Origin of the sequence: Micromonospora sp. NPDC006766 (genome assembly GCF_040636055.1) — a bacterium.
GTDB lineage: Bacteria > Actinomycetota > Actinomycetes > Mycobacteriales > Micromonosporaceae > Micromonospora.
Genome location: NZ_JBEYIX010000014.1, coordinates 50,925 through 68,314 on the forward strand (window position 1 = coordinate 50,925; position 17,390 = coordinate 68,314).

17 protein-coding genes are annotated in these 17,390 nt (G+C 71.9%); 9 read left to right on the forward strand and 8 right to left on the reverse strand.

Annotated features, from left to right (window positions below):
* The first annotated feature begins 3 nt into the window (after positions 1 to 3).
* The 3 genes from ABZ671_RS15355 to ABZ671_RS15365 are packed head-to-tail and all read left to right on the forward strand — an operon-like array spanning position 4 to position 2,636.
* Positions 4 to 708 (forward strand): 4-carboxy-4-hydroxy-2-oxoadipate aldolase/oxaloacetate decarboxylase, encoded by a 705-nt coding sequence (locus tag ABZ671_RS15355; protein ID WP_357857278.1) that lies wholly within the window; start codon positions 4 to 6, stop codon positions 706 to 708.
* A complete protein-coding gene (locus ABZ671_RS15360) occupies positions 705 to 1,784 on the forward strand; it encodes a 4-oxalomesaconate tautomerase (protein WP_357857281.1) in 1,080 nt (359 codons plus the stop codon). The genes ABZ671_RS15355 and ABZ671_RS15360 overlap by 4 nt, the downstream gene beginning before the upstream one ends.
* Before the next feature lie 39 nt (positions 1,785 to 1,823).
* A complete protein-coding gene (locus tag ABZ671_RS15365) occupies positions 1,824 to 2,636 on the forward strand; it encodes a DUF1932 domain-containing protein (RefSeq protein ID WP_357857284.1) in 813 nt (270 codons plus the stop codon).
* A gap of 36 nt (positions 2,637 to 2,672) precedes the next feature.
* On the opposite strand, the gene ABZ671_RS15370 is transcribed toward ABZ671_RS15365, so the two are convergent.
* Entirely contained in the window at positions 2,673 to 3,329 is a 657-nt protein-coding gene (locus ABZ671_RS15370) for a GntR family transcriptional regulator (RefSeq protein WP_357857287.1), read from the reverse strand.
* A gap of 231 nt (positions 3,330 to 3,560) precedes the next feature.
* Here ABZ671_RS15370 and ABZ671_RS15375 point away from each other — a divergent pair, with 231 nt between their 5' ends.
* From ABZ671_RS15375 to ABZ671_RS15400, 6 genes are all read left to right on the forward strand, one after another.
* Positions 3,561 to 4,580, forward strand: a complete 1,020-nt coding sequence (locus ABZ671_RS15375) for an amidohydrolase family protein (RefSeq protein ID WP_357857290.1) — start codon at positions 3,561 to 3,563, stop codon at positions 4,578 to 4,580.
* A gap of 2 nt (positions 4,581 to 4,582) precedes the next feature.
* The gene (locus ABZ671_RS15380; protein ID WP_357857293.1) at positions 4,583 to 5,317 is read left to right on the forward strand and encodes a GntR family transcriptional regulator; all 735 of its coding nucleotides are present in this window, start codon (positions 4,583 to 4,585) and stop codon (positions 5,315 to 5,317) included.
* An 85-nt stretch (positions 5,318 to 5,402) separates the two neighbouring features.
* Entirely contained in the window at positions 5,403 to 6,338 is a 936-nt protein-coding gene (locus tag ABZ671_RS15385) for a DUF6282 family protein (RefSeq protein WP_357857296.1), read from the forward strand.
* The gene (locus ABZ671_RS15390) at positions 6,335 to 7,102 is read left to right on the forward strand and encodes an ABC transporter ATP-binding protein (RefSeq protein WP_357857299.1); all 768 of its coding nucleotides are present in this window, start codon (positions 6,335 to 6,337) and stop codon (positions 7,100 to 7,102) included. The genes ABZ671_RS15385 and ABZ671_RS15390 overlap by 4 nt, the downstream gene beginning before the upstream one ends.
* Positions 7,099 to 7,956, forward strand: a complete 858-nt coding sequence (locus ABZ671_RS15395; RefSeq protein WP_357857302.1) for an ABC transporter permease — start codon at positions 7,099 to 7,101, stop codon at positions 7,954 to 7,956. Before ABZ671_RS15390 ends, ABZ671_RS15395 begins: the two co-directional genes overlap by 4 nt.
* Before the next feature lie 45 nt (positions 7,957 to 8,001).
* Positions 8,002 to 9,066 (forward strand): ABC transporter substrate-binding protein, encoded by a 1,065-nt coding sequence (locus tag ABZ671_RS15400; RefSeq protein ID WP_357857305.1) that lies wholly within the window; start codon positions 8,002 to 8,004, stop codon positions 9,064 to 9,066.
* Positions 9,067 to 9,283: 217 nt separating this feature from the next.
* Here the strand turns inward: ABZ671_RS15400 and ABZ671_RS15405 are convergent, their stop codons facing one another.
* The 7 genes from ABZ671_RS15405 to ABZ671_RS15435 form a co-directional block, all read right to left on the reverse strand.
* Complete coding sequence (locus ABZ671_RS15405; protein ID WP_357857474.1) at positions 9,284 to 9,448, reverse strand: hypothetical protein; 165 nt, start codon at positions 9,446 to 9,448, stop codon at positions 9,284 to 9,286.
* 303 nt (positions 9,449 to 9,751) lie between these two features.
* On the reverse strand, positions 9,752 to 11,281 hold the full coding sequence (locus ABZ671_RS15410) for an FGGY family carbohydrate kinase (protein ID WP_357857308.1): 1,530 nt from the start codon (positions 11,279 to 11,281) through the stop codon (positions 9,752 to 9,754).
* Positions 11,278 to 12,936, reverse strand: coding sequence for a glycerol-3-phosphate dehydrogenase/oxidase (locus tag ABZ671_RS15415; protein WP_357857311.1), 1,659 nt, complete (start codon positions 12,934 to 12,936; stop codon positions 11,278 to 11,280). The genes ABZ671_RS15410 and ABZ671_RS15415 overlap by 4 nt, the downstream gene beginning before the upstream one ends.
* A 60-nt stretch (positions 12,937 to 12,996) precedes the next feature.
* Positions 12,997 to 13,881 carry a 3-hydroxy-5-phosphonooxypentane-2,4-dione thiolase gene (gene lsrF, locus ABZ671_RS15420; protein ID WP_357857314.1) on the reverse strand — a complete coding sequence of 295 codons (885 nt, stop codon included), beginning with the start codon at positions 13,879 to 13,881 and terminating at the stop codon, positions 12,997 to 12,999.
* Positions 13,874 to 14,893 carry an ABC transporter permease gene (locus tag ABZ671_RS15425; RefSeq protein WP_357857317.1) on the reverse strand — a complete coding sequence of 340 codons (1,020 nt, stop codon included), beginning with the start codon at positions 14,891 to 14,893 and terminating at the stop codon, positions 13,874 to 13,876. Before ABZ671_RS15425 ends, lsrF begins: the two co-directional genes overlap by 8 nt.
* Positions 14,890 to 15,849 carry an ABC transporter permease gene (locus tag ABZ671_RS15430; protein ID WP_357857320.1) on the reverse strand — a complete coding sequence of 320 codons (960 nt, stop codon included), beginning with the start codon at positions 15,847 to 15,849 and terminating at the stop codon, positions 14,890 to 14,892. The genes ABZ671_RS15425 and ABZ671_RS15430 overlap by 4 nt, the downstream gene beginning before the upstream one ends.
* A complete protein-coding gene (locus ABZ671_RS15435; RefSeq protein WP_357857323.1) occupies positions 15,846 to 17,381 on the reverse strand; it encodes a sugar ABC transporter ATP-binding protein in 1,536 nt (511 codons plus the stop codon). The genes ABZ671_RS15430 and ABZ671_RS15435 overlap by 4 nt, the downstream gene beginning before the upstream one ends.
* Between the last annotated feature and the right edge of the window lie 9 nt (positions 17,382 to 17,390).

Here is a 17,390-nt window from a genome sequence, read left to right on the forward strand (position 1 = left end):
CGTATGAGGACTGTCGTCGTCACCGATCCGCCGCGCGCCGACATCGCCGACGCGGGGCGTCTCGGCGGATACGGTGTCGCCACCGTGCACGAGGCGCTCGGCCGCGTCGGCTACCTCGGCCCCGAGTACCGGCCCGCCTGGCCGGGCGCGCGCGTCGGCGGGACCGCCGTCACCGCCCTGTGCTGGCCCGGCGACAACCTGATGATCCACGTTGCGGTGGAGCAGTGCCGGCCCGGCGACGTCCTGGTGGTCGCGACCAACTCGCCGTCGACCGATGGCCTGTTCGGCGAGCTGTTCGCCACCGCTCTGGTCAAGCGCGGCGTCCGTGGAGTGGTGCTCGCCAGCGGTGTGCGCGACGTCGCGGAGCTGCGTGAGATGGGGTTCCCGGCGTGGTCGCGGGCGGTCAGCGCGCAGGGCTCGGTCAAGGCCACGGCCGGTGCGGTCAACGTGCCGATCGTCCTCGGAGGACAGACCGTGCGCCCCGGCGATGTGATCGTCGGCGACGACGACGGCGTCATGGTCGTACCCAGGGCCGACGTGCCCCGGGCGCTGGCCGCCGCGCAGGCCCGGGTGGACAAGGAGGCCGCCAGCCGCGCCGCGTTCGAGCAGGGCCAGCTGGGCCTGGACCGCTACGGGCTACGCGACAAGCTCACGGGCTTCGGCATCGAGTACGTCTCCTACGACGAGTACGTCCAGAGCGAGCCGTGAGCTACGACGACACCGGCCTGCGCTGCACCATGCTGCGCGGCGGCACCTCCCGTGGCCTGTACTTCGAGGCCGCTGACCTGCCGGCCGACCCGGCGCAGCGGGATGAGCTGCTGCTGCGGCTGATGGGCACCCCCGATCCGCGCCAGATCGACGGGCTCGGCGGCGGCACCTCGCTCACCAGCAAGGTCGCCGTCGTGAGCCGGTCGACGCACCCGGACGCGGACATCGATTACCTGTTTCTCCAGCTCGGCGTCGACACCGCGACGGTCAGCGACCGGCAGAACTGCGGCAACATTCTGGCCGGCGTGGGGCCCTTCGCCGTCGAGCGCGGTCTGGTTCCGGCCGGAGTTGATGAGACCAGCGTGCGGATTCGGATGGTCAACTCCGACAGCGTCGCGGTGGCCACCTTCCCGACCCCGGGTGGCCGTCCCGAATACCGTGGCGACGTGGCGATCGCCGGGGTGCCCGCCACCGCGGCGCCGATCGTTCTCGCCTTCACCGACACCGAGGGGTCAGCGACGGGCAGCCTGCTGCCGACGGGCAGCGTCCGAGACTCGATCGACGGCGTCGACGTGACCTGCGTCGACAACGGCATGCCGGTGATCGTGGCGCGGGCCGAGTCGTTCGGCCTGACCGGTCACGAGCCGCACGAGCGGTTGGCCGCGGACGCCGCGCTGCTCGAACGCATCGACGCCCTCCGGATCAAGGCCGGTGCCCTCATGGGTCTCGGGGACGTGAGCCGGTCGTCGGTACCGAAGACCACGCTCGTCGCCGCCGCATGCGACGGCGGCCAGGTCTGCACCCGGTCGTTCATTCCCGTCCAGCCGCACACTGCGATCGGCGTGTTGGCCGCGGTCAGCGTGGTCACCGGCCTGCTGCTGCCGGGCGCGGTCGGCCACGAGCTCACCGCGGACTGGCCGGCCGGCCACTCGCAGGTCGACGTGGAGCACCCGACCGGCCACCTGCTGGTGGACGTGACCGTCGACGCCGAGGCCTCCCCGCCGCGGGTACTCCGCTCGGGCGTCGTACGCACTGCCCGCAAGCTCTTCGACGGCACCGCCTTCCCTCGCGCCTGAGCCCGTGATCTCTGTGTTCATCGACCCTGTGGAGACCGCATGCCCCCGCTGCACGAGACCGCTCGCCCCGAGGCCCGCACGACCGTCCGTATCGCCGTCCTCGGGCTGGGGGAGGCCGGCTCGGAGATCGCCCGCGACCTGGTAGCGGCCGGCGCCGACGTGCGGGGCTACGACCCGAAGGTGGCACCGGCTGGCGGCGTCGACCTGCGGGCCGACGAGGCCGACGCGGTGCGCGACGCCGACCTGGTGCTCAGTGTCAACAGCTCTCACGACGCGATGGAGGCACTGCGCAACGCGTTGCCTTCCGTGCGGCCGGGGACGATCTGGGCCGACCTCAACACCGCTTCGCCGGGTCTCAAGGCGGCGCTCGCGGAGGAGGCCGGGACGTCCGTCCCGGTCGTCGACGTCGCGTTGATGGCGCCGGTTCCTGGCAAGGGTCTGCGGACTCCCATGCTGGTGTCCGGTGACGCCGCCGACCGGTACGCGGCCATCCTGTCCGGCTTCGGCGCGCAGGTGACAATCCAGTCGGGGCCGGCGGGCGCGGCCATCTCGCGCAAGCTGCTGCGCAGCGTCTTTTACAAGGGGCTGGCCGCGGCGGTGGTGGAGGCGCTGGCCGCCGCGGAGGCAGCCGGCTGCGCCGACTGGCTGCGCGACAACATCAGCACCGAGTTGGCCGCCTTCGACCGGCGGACCGTCGACCGGCTGGTCGACGGGACCCACCGGCACGCCCGTCGCCGCGCGGACGAGATGACCGCCGCCACCGCCCAGCTCGAGGAGCTGGGGGTTCCGTCGCGGATCAGTGCGGCCACGCGTGACCTGCTCATCGACCTGCGCGACAACGGTGGGCGGTAGCCCGCCGACGACAGCCGGGCGACTGGTGGCCCGCCGCTACTCGGCGTCGGCCTGCCGCAGCGCCGCGATGACGCTGGTCAGGTGTGCGCGCGCGGCGGCCTCCGCGTCGGCGGGGTCGCGGCGGGCGATCGCGTCGATGATCGCGAGGTGTTCCCGGAGGGACACCTGCGGCCGGCCGGCGCGCAGCGCGAGCCGGAACTGGTGCCGCACCAGTTGGCCGTTGAGCCGGTCGAGCAGCCCCGACGCCACCGGCTGTGCTGCGTGCTCGCGTACGAGGCGGTGGAGCTCCCGGTTGAGCGCTGAGTATGTCATCGGGTCGCCGTCGGCGACCGCACGCTGCATCCGGTCGCCGAGATCGGTCAGTTCGGCGATCTGCTCGTCGGTGACCTGTTCCGCGGCCTTGGCGGCACACAGGCCCTCGAGGACCATGCGGCACTCGGTGATCGCCACCGCCTCGGGCACGGAGATGACCCGCACGCGAGCGCCGCGGTTCGGGATGCGTTCGACCAGTCCCTCGGCGGCCAGGTCGAACAGCGCTGCGCGGAGACTGGCGCGGCTGACGTTGAACGACTCGGCGAGCTCTGCCTCGACCAGTCGCTGTCCGGGTGCGAGATCGCCATTCATCATCGCGGTGCGCAGTGTGTCGGCCGCCAGTCTCGTGGCGGCGGAACCCTCACGGGGGGTCGTGACCAATCCGGGCCTCCTCGGTCGCGGTTGAGTATAAGGCCTATGTGGAGACTGCTCAAAAAATTGTCGACAATATGCTCGACAGCTATTGCGACAATGTTGCGTGGTGGTTACGCTCACACCCACCGAGCGGCATCTACGAGCCGTGATGCGGGCCATGGAGCTCCGCTTCACGGCTTCCTGCCCGTGAACGGCGCTGGTCCTGCCGGCCAGCCCCACCCGAGGAGCCTTGACCACGTGATCATCGACTGCCATGGCCACTACACGACCGCGCCGCAGGCGCACACGTCGTGGCGGGAGGCGCAGCGGGCTGCGTTCGGTGCCGGCGAAGAGGCGCCGGCCTACCCCCGCATCTCCGACGACGAGATCCGCGAGACGCTCGAGGGAAGCCAACTGCGGCTGATGGCCGAGCGCGGCATCGACTTGACCATCTTCTCGCCGCGCGCCTCGGCGATGGGCCACCACGTCGGTGACGAGGCCGTCAGCAGCCGCTGGGCGCAGGTCTCCAACGACCTCGTCGCGCGCGCGGTCGAGCTGTACCCGGACAACTTTATCGGCGTCTGTCAGCTCCCGCAGTCGCCCGGAGTTCCCATCTCACACTCGGTCGCGGAGCTGCGCCGCTGTGTGCTGGAACTCGGGTTCGTGGGATGCAATCTCAACCCCGACCCCAGCGGCGGCCACTGGGCCTCCCCGCCGCTGACCGACCGCAGCTGGTACCCGTTCTACGAGGCGATGGTGGAGCTGCAGGTGCCGGCGATGGTGCATGTGTCGGGGGTGACCAACGAAAACTTCCACGCCACCGGATCGCACTACCTCAACGCTGACACCACCGCGTTCATGCAGTTCCTGCAGTCGGACCTGTTCAGAGACTTCCCGGACCTGCGGTTCGTCATCCCGCACGGCGGGGGAGCGGTGCCCTACCACTGGGGCCGCTTCCGGGGGCTCGCCGACATGCTTGAGCGACCCGCGCTGGACGAGTCAATCATGGACAACGTCTTCTTCGACACCTGCGTGTACCACCAGCCCGGCATCGACCTGCTCTTCAGCGTCATCGGCGCCGACAACATCCTGTTCGGCTCGGAGATGGTCGGCGCGGTCCGGGGAATCGATCCGCAGACCGGCCACTACTTCGACGACACCCGGCGGTACGTGGAGGCGCTGGAGCTGACGCCGGGCGACCGGGAGAAGGTCTACGAGCGCAACGTCCGCCGGGTATACCCGCGACTGGACGCGGCGCTGAAGGCCAGGAGCCGCTGAGGATGGACGACGTGCCACCACGGCAGCCGGCGCGGACACCCCCCGGCCGAGACGGCCGGGGGCGGATGGCCGCCGACGAGGCGTACGCGCGACTGCGCGACGACATCGTCAAGGGACGGCTGATGCCCAACGAGCGGCTGGTCGAGGTCGACCTGGCCGCCGCGCTCGGGGTGGGCCGCACCGCAGTCCGCACCGTGCTCGCCCGACTTGAGCAGGAAGGGCTCGTGGTCCACGAGCCGAACCGCGGGGCCCGAGTGCGGATGGTGACCGAGGCCGAAGCCTTGGAGATCACCCAGGCGCGTGCCGCGCTCGAGGCGCTCGCCGCCCGCCACGCCGCGCTGCACGCCACGCCGGCGGAGGTCGCGTTCATGCGCGAGACGCTCGCCCAGATGTCGGTAAGCCTGAAGGCGGGCGACCTGCTCGCGTACTCGGACGGCAACGCCCGGTTGCACGCGAAAATCATCGAGGCGTCCCGGCACCAGACGGCCGCTCGACTCATCGCCGGGCTGAAAGCGCAGATGGTGCGCTTTCAATACCGCACGGTGCTCGTGCCGGGGCGCTCCGCCCGGTCCTTCGCCGAGCACACCCGGATCGTCGACGCCATCGCGACGGCCGACGCGGACGCGGCCGAGGCCGCGATGCGCTACCACCTGTCCCACGTCGCCGACACCCTGCGCGAGATGACGTCCGCCCGCGCACCGCATCGCACGCCCGTACCCGACCTCGTTCACTTCTGAATCGCGACCCCACCTCACCGCAGTTCGACCAGCCACCGCAACGCGTACGTCGCGGGGCGATGTCCTGACGCCCTTTGGAGACTCCGTGACTGACCATCCCACCCCTACGGCCCGAGCCCGTGAGCTCGTCGCCGGGGCGTACGACACCCACATTCACGTCGCGCCGGATGTCATGCGCCGGCGTATCGACGACGTCTCGTTGGCGCGCCGGTTCGCCGAGGTCGGCCTGGCGGGCTTCGTATTGAAATCCCACTACGTGCCGACGGCCGAGCGGGCCGAAGTGGTGCGTAACGTCGTACCCGGCGTGGACGTGCTCGGCGCGCTGACGCTGAACGGCTCGGTCGGCGGGCTCAACCCGGTGGCAGTGGAGATCGCGGGCCGGCAGGGCGCGCGGGTCGTCTGGCTGCCCACCGTGGACTGCGCCAACCAACGGGAGTGCCAGGCGTGCGAGCCGGAGGGCGCCACCCCGCCGATGTGGGCGCAACTGCAGGCTGACCTGGCCGAGCAGGGCATCATGGCCCCCGCGATCGACGTCGTCGACGCCGACGGCGCGATCGTGCCGGCGCTGCGCGAGGTGCTGAGCGTCATCGCCAGGCACGACATGGTGCTGGCGACCGGGCACCTGTCCGGCGACGAGATCACCACCGTCGTCGACGCGGCCGCCGACCTCGGGGTACGGCGCATCGTCGTCACCCACCCGGAGTTCACCTCCCAGCGGCTGTCGGTGCAGGTGCAGCGCCACCTGGCCGAGCGGGGAGCGCTGATGGAGCGCTGCTTCACCACCCCGTACACCGGAAAGGTCAGCTGGGACACGCTGTTCGACCACATCCGCCAGGTCGGCCCCGAGCACTCGCTGCTCTCCTCCGACCTCGGCCAACCGTTCAACCCGCCCGTGGAGGACGGCCTCGCACTGCTGGCCGACCGCCTGTTGGCGGCCGGGTTCACCGAGGACGAGGTGCACACGATGGCAGTGACGAACACCCGCCGCGTCGCGGTGGCGCCGCCGGCGGCGACGGCATGAGCACCGCCGTCATGGAGGTGCGGGGACTGTCCAAGCACTTCCGCAAGGACGACACGGAACTGATCGCGCTGCGCGACGTCGACCTGACCGTCGAGCAGGGGTCTTTCCTGGTGCTGCTGGGCCGCAGCGGCTGCGGCAAGTCGACCCTGCTCAATCTCCTCGCCGGGCTGACCCCGCCGACCACCGGGCAGATCACCTACCGCGGCACGCCGATGCGCGGACCCAACACGCAGGTGGGCTACCTGACCCAGCACGACACGCTGATGCCGTGGCGGGACGTCACCCGCAACGTGGAGATGCCCCGCGAGCTGCGCGGGGAGAGCAAGAAGGAACGGGCTGCGGTCGCCGCCGAACTGATCAAGCTCGTCGGCCTGTCCGGCTTCGAGCGGCACTACCCACGCGAGTTGTCCGGTGGCATGCGCCGACGCGCCAGCCTGGCTCGGATGCTCTGCGCCGACCCGGAGACGCTGCTGCTGGACGAGCCGTTCGGAGCGCTCGACGCGCAACTGCGTACCGAGCTGCAGGCCGAACTGCTGCGGCTGTGGTCCGGCAGCGGCCGAACGGTCGTCTTCGTCACCCACGACATCGAGGAGGCGTTGATTCTCGCCGACCGGGTCGTGGTGCTCGGGCCGATCGGAACGATCCTGCTCGACCAGCCGGTGGACCTGCCCCGGCCGCGTGACCCCGACGACATCCGGGTCGATCCACACTTCGTCGAACTGCACCGGCGGCTGTCCGGAGCGCTGAAGGAGGGTGCGCGATGAACGCCACCACGACCCCGGAAGCGGGCCCGGCCACCCGGCCCACCGGCCCCCTCCGGGAAACGTCCCGGCGCACCTGGCGTCAGCGGCACGGCCGCAAAGCGCTGATCTGGGGATGGCGCATCGGTCTGCTCGTGGCCCTGCTGGTGGTCTGGCAGGCGCTGTCGGGACCCGTCCTCGACCCACAGTTCGTGAGCAGCCCCAAGGGCATCGCCACCCGGCTCGGCGACTGGGTCACCGACGGCACGCTGTGGTCGAACACCTGGATCACCGTGCAGGAAATCGTGCTCGGCTTCCTGGTCGGCGCACTGTCCGGCGCCGCCCTGGCCTATCTGATCGCCTCCGTCCGGGTGGTCTGGGACATCCTGGACCCGTTCCTGATGGCGCTCTACGCTATCCCGAAGGTCGCCCTGGCGCCGCTGTTCATCGTCTGGTTCGGCATCGGCACCGACATGAAGGTGCTGCTCGCCGCCGTCACCGTGTTCTTCCTGGTCTTCCTGAACACGGCAGCCGGCGTGCACGAAGTGGACCGCGCGCTGGTCGACGCCGTACGGCTGATGGGCGGCACCCGCCGGGACATCGCATTCAAGGTCGTGCTGCCCGCCTCGATGACCGGCCTGCTGACCGGGCTGCGGGTCTCCATTCCCTACGCGCTGATCGGCGCGGTCATCGGTGAGCTCGTCGCGTCCAACCGCGGCCTCGGCTATCTGATCAGTGACTCGTCCGCGAAGTTCGACACCGACGGGGTGTTCGCCACCCTCGTGGTGCTCAGCGTCATCGCCGCTGCCCTGAACGCCGTCGTCAACCTGCTGGGCAAGCGCGCCAACCGCTGGAAGCCCCTCGACACCGAGGCCTGACAGCCGTCCCCCACCCACCCATCCACCCGGTCGAAAGAGTCCACCATGTTGCCGAACAGAACATCCGTACTGCGCCGCCTCGGGGCCATCGTCGCCGTCTCGGCGGCACTGCTCGCCGCCGGCTGCGCCAACAAGGGCGGCAGTAGCGAGCCCGTCACCGGCACCGACGCCATGCGCCTCAACGTCGGCCAGATCAGCGACTCCGTCGCGTTCTTCCCGCTGTTCGTCGCCGAACAAGAGGGCTACTTCAAGGCCGAAGGGCTCACCCTGGGCGAGCGGCCCCGGCTCGGCACCGGCGCCAAGCTCGCCGCCGCGGTCCAGTCCGGCAGCATCGACATCGCCGGGGGCGTGATGACCGATGCGTTCAACCTGTACAAGGTCAACAACAAGGCGCGGGTGGTCGGCTCCCTCGTCGACGCCTACTACGTCGACATCATCGCCGGCCCGGGGATCCCGAGCGCCGGCGACTCCGCGCCGATGACCGAGCGGATCCAGGCCCTGCGCGGCAAGAAGATCGGCATGACCGGGCCGGGGAGCGGCACCGAGGCCCTGGTGAACTACCTGTTCAAGCAGGCGAACCTGGACCCCAAGACCGACGCGACGCTGGTCAACCTCGGCGCCGACGCGTCCGCCGCGATCGGCGCGCTGAAGGCCGGCCGAGTCGACGCCCTGTCGTTCTTCCAGCCGATCGGTCAGCAGGCCGTGGCCACCGGAGTCGGCCGCATCTACATCTCGCCCGCTCGCGGTGACGTCCCCGCTCTGAAGGACGCCATCCACGGTGCCCTCTTCACCACCCGGGACGTCATCGACCGCAAGGGCAAGGCCGTCGCCGCCTTCCTGCGCGCCATCGCCAAGGCCGAGCAGACCATCAACGGCGACCCGGCGAAGACCGGCGAGCTGCTGCAGAAGTACCAGAAGACGATGAACCCGCAGACGGTGGAGGCACTCGTGCCGGTCCTGCAGGCGGAGATCCCGGACGCCCCGACACCGAACGAGGCCGGCTACAACGTCTCGGCGGACTTCCACCGCCAGACCGGCCTGGTGCCCAACCCGCCCGCGTACGCCGACATCGTTCCGTCGGAGTGGATCACCTCCGCGCTCAACGGCTGACAAGAACAGCCGCCGCGCTTCGTGTCGACCGGACCCACTGCGCCGGGTCCGGTCGACATGAACATCCTCGTCGACATCAGCCTCATGCCGCTGCTCGACGCCGCTCCGTCACGGGCTGGGAAGCCGACGCCGCCCTCCTGGCCCGGGCGGCTGCCTCCGTGACCCGGCTCGCCGGGTGCTGCGGCCTGGCCGGCAACTTCGGCAAGGAGGCCGGCCACTACGACACATGGCGCAGCATCGCGGCGAACATGCCTCGGTCGAATCCATCGTCGGCGGCGTGGGCGAGTTCGCAGAGCTGGTCGAGGGTATACCGGCGACTGGTGATGCCGGCGTCGATGTCGAGGAAGTCGCGGGCGGCTGCCCGGTTGTAGAGGGCGTCCATCTTGCCTGCAGGGCGATCTGCGCCAGCCGGCGATGAATCGGCGGGGTCTGGTCGGCCGCTACGCGGCGTGTCGGCGCGCGGTGACCAGCTCGGCAAAGCGTGCTTCCCACAGTTGGCGAACGTGTGGGGGCAGCACGAGGCTCGGCCACAGGCGCAGCAGGGTCGCGCGGTCCACCACTGGGCGAGGTCGTCGAGAGCGGTGGCCTCGCGCCCGCTTTCGACGAGGCCCGAGATCGTGAGCTTGAATGGAAAGCCCGTCCCGGGCAGCGGACCAGGCCGCTGCCGGGACGGGCTGTCGACGCGTCAGGAGTCGCCGTCGCCCGTACGGTAGCGCGCCACCTCGGACCACACCGATGACATGCCGGCGAGACACCGGTCGAACACCTGCGCGTGCGCCACGTACGCGGCGCGGTCCGGCCCCGGATGGACGCACAGGTCGTCCTCGTCGTTGACGGTCCACGGCGGTACGTCGTGGCCCAGCGCGCCGGGCAGCAGCGAGGCGACGCCACGGGCGCCGAGTTCGCTGGTGAGCTGCCGGCGGACGGGACGGCCGAGCACGTCGGCGAAGATCTGCGCCCACACGGCGGACCGGGCGCCGCCGCCGGCCAGGCGCCACGGCCGGTCACCGACGTCCGCGCCGCTGGCCAGCACCCGTTCGAGCTGCACCCGATGGTACTGCGCGACCCCTTCGATGACCGCCCGGGTCAGATGGCCGCGGCGGTGGTTGCTGGCAACGCCGAGGAAGGTGCCGGACGCCGACGGGTGCTCGGGCGAGCCGTTGACGAACGGCAGGAACAGCAGGCCGTCGGCACCCGGTGGCACCATGGCGGCCTCCTGCAGCAGTTCCGCCGCGGCGACGCCGCCGGTCTGCTGGTGGGGCACCCCGGCGCAGGCGAGCCATTCGAGGTTCGCCGCCGAGGTCGGCGCCACCTCCATGGCCAGCATGGTGGCCGGGTCGGGCATGAACGCGCTGAGCGTGACGTCCGGGGCGGGGGTGCCGGCGGGCACGACCACCCCGTTGATCGCCCAGGTGCCGACGATGATCGTCCCGTCTCCGAGTTCCCGCCCGCCGGCGCCGAGGGTGGCCGCCACGCAGTCCATGCAGCCGGCGATGACCGGCAGGCCCTCGGGCAGCCCGGTGCGGGCCGCCGCCGCCGCGCTCAGTCCCGCGATCACCTCGTCGGACCGGCGCAGCGGCGGGAAGCGGTCCAGGTCGGCGGCGGGCAGGCCGACCAGTTCCAGGGCTGTCGGGGTGTAGGCACGGGTGTCGAGCGCGACCATCCCGAACGCGCTGGCGTCGCTGTAGTCGGCGCTGGCCACCCCGGTGAGCTGCGCGGTGACCCAGTCCTTGCAGGAGAGCACCCAGCGGGTGGCCGCGTAGGTGCTCGGCTCGGCGTCGCACAGCCAGCGCAGCAGGACGGCGGGCTGGGCGGCCCAGGGGATAGAGCCGGTCTCCCGGGCCAGCCGGCGGGACCCTTCGGGCGGAATCGCCTGGACGATGTGCTGCGCCCGGCTGTCCGACGAGGCGATGGCCGGCCCGAGCGGGCGCAGGGCCTCGTCGACCGGGTAGATGCCGTTGCCGTGCGCTGCCACGCCGATGCCGGCCGGGGCGTACCCGTCGGCGGCCAGCTTGCCGCCCACCTCGGCGAGCAGCGACAGCACCGTGTCGGCCAGCGCGGTCATGTCGACCTCGTGACGATGGGCGGTGACGCTCGTACGCGGGGTTCGGGCGTGCACGACGGCCAGCTCGTTCCCGACGACGTCGAAGGCGGCCACCTTGGTGGCGGTGAGGCCGACGTCGACCCCCAGATAGCAGGTGTGCGGAGTCGTCACGACGTTCTCCTGTCGCTCGTTCCGGCCGGAGCCGGGTCCAGTCCGCGCGGGCGGAAACGCCGCAGCTCCGTCCGGTAGGCGGCCACCTCGGCGTCGGCCCGCCCACGGTCCCAACCGAGGTGCCGTACGGCGACGTCCGCGCAGGTCAGGGCCGCCGACACGGCCATGTCCGGGCCGAGGCCGACCAGCGTACGGCGCAGCAGCACGTCGGCCAAGGTCACCGCCCGCTCTTCGCGGAAGGCCATGACCACCTCGGCGGCGACCGCCCCGGTCCGCTCGTCGACGACCTCGGCCAGGGTGGGGTCGGCTACCGCGAGTTCGAGCACCCGGCGGGCCCGGACCCCGTAGATGTCCAGCAGCCGGGCCGACTGCGCCGGGGTGAACGGAGCGGCCGAGCGCGCGAAGTCCGCACGGAACGCGTACCAGTCCGGGGTGTCGGCGCCGGGCAGCGGCCGGGTACGGGTGGTGCACCGTTGCCGTGGCCGACCGAGCACCTTCAGCGCCTCGTCGGTGGCGTCCTCGGCGAGAGCGCGGTGGGTGGTCAGCTTGCCGCCGATGATCGTGAGCAGCCCCGGGTACGCGGGCGCGTGGTTGAGCACCGTGTGCCCGCGGCTGATCTTGGCGTTGTCCGACACGCCGGCGGTGTAGGGCAGCGGGCGGATTCCGGCGACGCTGTAGAGCACGTCGTCCGGGGTGAGGCCGGCCTGGGGGAACAGCCGGTTGGCCTCGGTGAGCAGATAGTCGATCTCGGCGTCGCTGGCGACCACCTCGTCCAGATCCCCCTCGTAGGTGAGGTCGGTGCTGCCGAGGACGTACCGGCCTTCCCACGGGAAGATGAAGATCGGGCGTTGGTCCGCGGCGGCCTCGAAGAAGATGCAGGTGTCCGGGGCGCCCGGGAACGGGTCGACGATGATGTGGCTGCCCTTGGTGCCGCCGTTGAGGCGGCCGCTCTCGACCTGGCCGTCGAGGATCCGGTCGATCCACGGCCCGGCCGCGTTGATCGTGAGGCGGCCCCGGATCTCCCGCTCGCGCCCCGACTGGTTGTCGCGGGCGCGGACCCCGTGCACCCGCCGGTCCGCCACCAGCAGACCGGTCACCGTGGTGTAGGTCAGCACCTGCGCGCCCAGCCGCTCCGCGTCGAGCAGCAACTCGACGCAGAGCCGTTCGGCCCACGGCACCTGAGCGTCGTGGAACAGCACCCCGCCGCGTAGCCCCTGCCGGGAGAGGTGGGGCCAGCGCCGGGCGATCGCCCGAGCGGACATGCCCCGACTGCGCCCGCGCCCGCGCCTGGCCGCCAGGACGTCGAACGCGGCCAGGCCGAGCCGGATCAGGGGTCCCGGCCGGCTGTCCCCGGCGTAGAACGGGATGAGCATGGGATAGTCGTGCACCAGGTGCGGCGCGGTGCGGAACAGCAGGTGACGTTCGCGGATGGACTCGTGCACCAGGGTGAAGTCGTAGCGCTCGAGGTACTTCAGGCCGCCGTGGATGAGCCGGCTGGAGGTGGCCGTGGTGCCGGCGCCGACGTCCCCGCGGTCGACCACGACGACGCTCAGGCCCCGGCTGGCGGCGTCTCGGGCGATGGCGAGGCCGTTGATGCCGGCACCGATGATCACGACGTCGACGAGGTCATCGGCGCCGGTCTGGGGGTGTGACATGAGGAGCTCCCGGGGATGCGGGGTGCGGGCCGCTTCGCAGACCCGCACCCCTGGCGATGATCAGGACGCGGAACCGGCCGACCGCTCCCGGAACAGCTCGTAGGCGTCCTCGGGCTTGGCGTCGCCGTGCACCACGGCGCGGATCGCGGCCAGCATGGCCGCCGGGTGCTCACTCTGGAAGATGTTGCGACCCATGTCGACGCCGGCGGCACCCTCCTGCATCGCGCGGTACGCCATGGTCAGCGCGTCGAGCTCCGGCAGCTTCTTGCCGCCGGCCACGATGATCGGCACCGGGCAGCTGGCGGTCACCGTCTCGAAGCCCTCGTTGACGTAGTACGTCTTGACGATGTGGGCGCCCATCTCCGCGCTGATGCGGGTGGCGAGCCGGAAGTAGCGGGCGTCGCGGACCATGTCCTTGCCCACCGCGGTGACGCCGAGCACGGCGATTCCGTGCCGCTGACCGGCGTCCACCAGGGCGGCCAGGTTCGCCACCGACCGGGACTCGTGCTCGCCGCCGATGAACACCTGAATCGCCAGGGCCGCCGCGTTGAGCCGTACCGCGTCCTCGATGTCCAGGGCGATGTGCTCGTCCGAGAGGTCCCGCAGCACACTCGGACCGCCGCTGGCCCGCAGCACGATACCGGCGTTGCTGTGCGACGGGATGCTGGTCCGCAGCGCGCCGCGGGTCATCATGATCGCGTCGGCGTCCGGGACGAGCGGGGCGATGTTGGTGTCGATCCGCTCCAGGCCGGCCATCGGCCCGAGGAAATAGCCGTGGTCGAAGGCCAGCATCACGGTACGGCCGTTGTCGGGGCGGAAGATCCGGGACAGCCGGTTCTGCAGGCCCCAGTCCTGGGCGTGGGCTCCCTTGACGTGGAAGCCGGTGGCCGTGGGGGTGGCCCCGCCGAAGTCGCGGGCGTCGAGCAGACCGTCGGTGTCAGCCATGTGTGTTCTCTCCTGTGCTAGTTCCAGCGGTGGTCGCGGCCGCGGGTCGCGGCCGTCGACGGGATCGGGTGGTCCCGCCGGGGTTGCGGAGCGTTCCGCCCCCGGCGAGGAAGAGGACGAACAGCACCAGGCCGCCCTTGAGCAGGTTCTGTGCGGCGGTGCTCCAGCCCACGAGGTTGACGAGACCGTCGAGCAGGATGAAGAAGAGCGCGCTGCCCCAGATGCCGACCGGCACGGCCCGGCCGCCCGAGATGAGCGTGCCGCCGATGACGACGACGGCCACCGAGTCGAGCAGGTACCGCGTACCCAGGTCGGGTGACGGCGCGATGTAGGCGGCGAGCAGCGCGCCGGCCAATCCGGCGAGGGCACCGCTGGCCAGGTAGGTGACGGCGACGATCCGGGCGACCGGGATGCCGGCGCGTTCCGCGGCCGGCCGGCTCTGGCCGACCGCGAGCAGCGAGCGACCGTACGTGGTGCGGCGCAGCAGGGCCACGACCAGCGCGGTCAACGCGGCCACCGCGACGGCGAGCACGGGTACGCCCGCCGGGCGCAGGTTGAGCAGCCGACGCAGCCCCTCGTCGGGCATCGCGGTGAAGCCGTCGGCCAGCGACAGCGTCAGCGACGAGGCGATCAGCCCGGCGGCCAGGGTGGCGATGATCGGCGGGACGGACAGCCCGAGGATCGCCACCACGCTGACCACCGCGACGGCCAGCCCGGTCCCGATGCCCGCCAGGACGCCGACCGGCACCGATCCGGTGCTCGCGGTCACCTGGACCGCGACGAACCCGGCCAGGGAGATGATCGGCGCCACCGACACGTCGATGTTGCCCGGCCCGGCGGTGATCACCAGCATCTGACCCAGGCCGACGATGACCAGGTAGGGGGCCAGGGACAGCGCGAGCGACACCGTCTGCCCGCCGCCCTGGTTGGAGATCGTCAGGATGAGGACCCAGACCAGCGCGGCGGCGGCGAAGCCCCAGATCCAGGGGCGGGTGAGCGTACGGAGAGTCAACGGAACACCTTTCCGACCACGACGCGGCCGGCGAGCACGGCCAGCACGATCACGCCCTGCACGGCCGACTGCATGTTCGACGGCACGTCGAGCAGGCTGAGGACGACACTGACCAGGCCGAGGGTGATGCCGCCGATGGCGACGCCCCACGGCACGGCGGTGCCGCCGGCGAAGGACCCGCCGCCGAGGATCACCGCGGCGATCGTGATCAGGGTGTAGCTGCTGGCGGACGAGACGTCGCCGCCGCCGGTCTGCGACGCGAGCATCAGCCCGGACAGCACGCCGAGCGCTCCGGCCACGGCGTACGCGACGACCCGCGCGGCCAGCGGTCGCAGGCCGGCCCGCTGCAGCGCGACCGGGTTGCTGCCCAGCGCGCGGACCCGCACCCCGACGGAGCTGCGGGCCGACAGCAGCCAGACCAGCGCCGCGACGACCAGGATCGGCAGCAGCGGGGCGGGGAAGCCGGCCGGCTGCCAGGAGCCGAAGCTCGCCAACCACTGCGGGGTGCTGCCGCCCGGGGTGGGCAGGAGGAACAGTCCCAGTCCCAGCCAGACGAACGAGGCGCCGAGGGTGGCGATCAGCGACGGCACCCGGCGCAGGTGGATCAGCGCGCCGAGCACCGCGTACGCGGCGACCAGGCCGACCAGCAGCAGCGTGCCGGTGCCGGGGGAGGAGACCAGCTTCGTGGCGGTGACGACGGTGACCAGGCCGACGAAGTTGCCGACGCCGAGGTCGATGTCGCCCACGGCCATGAGCACCATCTGGGCCTGCGCCGCGATGACCAGGGGCACCGTGGTCGAGAGGATCAGCGTGAGGCCGGGGACGGTCAGCACGTCGGACTGCAGCGACGCGCAGACCGCGATCATGGCCACCAGGGCGATCGCGCTGACTATGGCGGGTCCGTTGCGGCGCAGCACGGCCCGCGACGGCAGCGCGCTCGCGGCGAGGTTCGTCATGGCTGTGCTCCTGTGGACTCGGATTCGGCGAAGGAGACGGCGATGATCCGTTCCTCGGAGATCTCCGCGCCGGTCAGCTCGGCCACGACCCGCCCGGCGCGCAGCACGTAGACCCGGTCGCAGTGCGCCATCTCGGCGTTCTCGCTCGAGTACCAGACCACGCTGCGGCCGCCGGCCGCCTCCTGCCGGATGAGCGTGTAGAGATCGGTCTTGGTGTGCACGTCGACCCCACGGAACGGGTCGTCGAGCAGGACCAGGTCCGCCGTGGAGGCGAACGCCCGGGCCACGATGACCTTCTGCTGGTTGCCGCCGCTGAGCTCGGTCATGGCCGCGTCGGCGCCGCCGCGGATGGCCAGCCGGCCCACCCAGCCGCGGACCGCGGCGTCCTCCGCGCCGGCGCGGCGTACGCCGTACCGGGCCAGGCCGCGCATGGCGGTGACGGTGAGGTTCTCCGCCACGGACCACAGCGGGAGAATGCCGGAGCGCTGCCGGTCACCGGGCACGTAGGCGCGGGTGCCCTCGACGCGGGTGTCCCGCCGCACGGGCCGCCACAGCCGTTCAAGCACCTGCTGCTGGCCCTGACCGGCGAGCCCGGCCAGCCCGACGACCTCGCCCCGGCCCACCGTGATCGACACGTCGTGCAGGCCGTGCCCGGTGGCGCCGCGCAGTTCGGCGACGACCGGCCGTTCGCCGGCGGTCCGGGCGGGCCCGGGTGCGGCGGACGGCTCCACCACCTCCGCGCCCATCAGGGTGAGCACGTCCCGTTCGCCGAGGCCGGCCGCGGGCCGCTCGGCGACGACCGCGCCGTCGCGCATCACCGCGACCCGGTCGGCCACCGAGAGCACCTCACGGATCCGGTGCGAGATGAGCAGGACGGCCGTGCCCTGGGCGGTGAGCCGGCGGACGTACGCGTAGAGCGACCGCGCGGCGTCCGGGCCGAGGGACTCGGTCGGCTCGTCCAGGATCAGCAGTTCGAGCCGATCGACGAGGCTCGCCCGGACGATCTCCACCATCTGCCGCTGGGCCAGCGACAGGTCCTCGACCCGATCCCGCGCCGTCACCCCGTGGCCCGGGAACATCTCGTCCAGCCGGCGGGCGACCGCGGCGCTGGCCGCCCGCCGCCAGCCCAGGCGGGGCAGGCAGTGCCGGGACGAGACCCAGATGTTCTCCGCGACGGTGAGGTCCGGGCAGAGCGACGTTTCCTGGTAGGCCATCCGGACGCCGCGGAAGGCGGCGGCGCCCGGCCCGACGTCGCGGGTCGCCTCCCGCCCGTCCACGATGACGGTGCCCTCGTCGCAGGCTTCGAGGCCGGCGAGGACGCGCATCAGCGTGCTCTTGCCGGCGCCGTTGTGGCCGACGAGGCCGAGCACCTCACCGGCGCGGACGTCGAGGTCCACGCCGGTGAGGGCCCGGGTGCGCCCGTACGTCCTGGTCACCCGCCGCGCGGTGACGACCGGCGGTGCCCCGGCGGGCTTCCGGTCGCCCAGCGGCGGGGCCGCGTGCGACCCCACCGGCAGGTTGTCGACGTGCATGATGCGCTC

Bases quoted from the DNA above. Each gene is read 5' to 3' on its own strand.
- ABZ671_RS15355 (WP_357857278.1), top strand. From the start codon at position 4: ATGAGGACTGTCGTCGTCACCGATCCGCCGCGCGCCGACATCGCCGAC.
- ABZ671_RS15365 (WP_357857284.1), top strand. From the start codon at position 1,824: ATGCCCCCGCTGCACGAGACCGCTCGCCCCGAGGCCCGCACGACCGTC.
- ABZ671_RS15380 (WP_357857293.1), top strand. From the start codon at position 4,583: ATGGACGACGTGCCACCACGGCAGCCGGCGCGGACACCCCCCGGCCGA.
- ABZ671_RS15390 (WP_357857299.1), top strand. From the start codon at position 6,335: ATGAGCACCGCCGTCATGGAGGTGCGGGGACTGTCCAAGCACTTCCGC.
- ABZ671_RS15395 (WP_357857302.1), top strand. From the start codon at position 7,099: ATGAACGCCACCACGACCCCGGAAGCGGGCCCGGCCACCCGGCCCACC.
- ABZ671_RS15400 (WP_357857305.1), top strand. From the start codon at position 8,002: ATGTTGCCGAACAGAACATCCGTACTGCGCCGCCTCGGGGCCATCGTC.
- ABZ671_RS15405 (WP_357857474.1), bottom strand. From the start codon at position 9,448: ATGGACGCCCTCTACAACCGGGCAGCCGCCCGCGACTTCCTCGACATC.
- ABZ671_RS15415 (WP_357857311.1), bottom strand. From the start codon at position 12,936: ATGTCACACCCCCAGACCGGCGCCGATGACCTCGTCGACGTCGTGATC.
- lsrF (WP_357857314.1), bottom strand. From the start codon at position 13,881: ATGGCTGACACCGACGGTCTGCTCGACGCCCGCGACTTCGGCGGGGCC.
- ABZ671_RS15430 (WP_357857320.1), bottom strand. From the start codon at position 15,849: ATGACGAACCTCGCCGCGAGCGCGCTGCCGTCGCGGGCCGTGCTGCGC.
- ABZ671_RS15435 (WP_357857323.1), bottom strand. From the start codon at position 17,381: ATGCACGTCGACAACCTGCCGGTGGGGTCGCACGCGGCCCCGCCGCTG.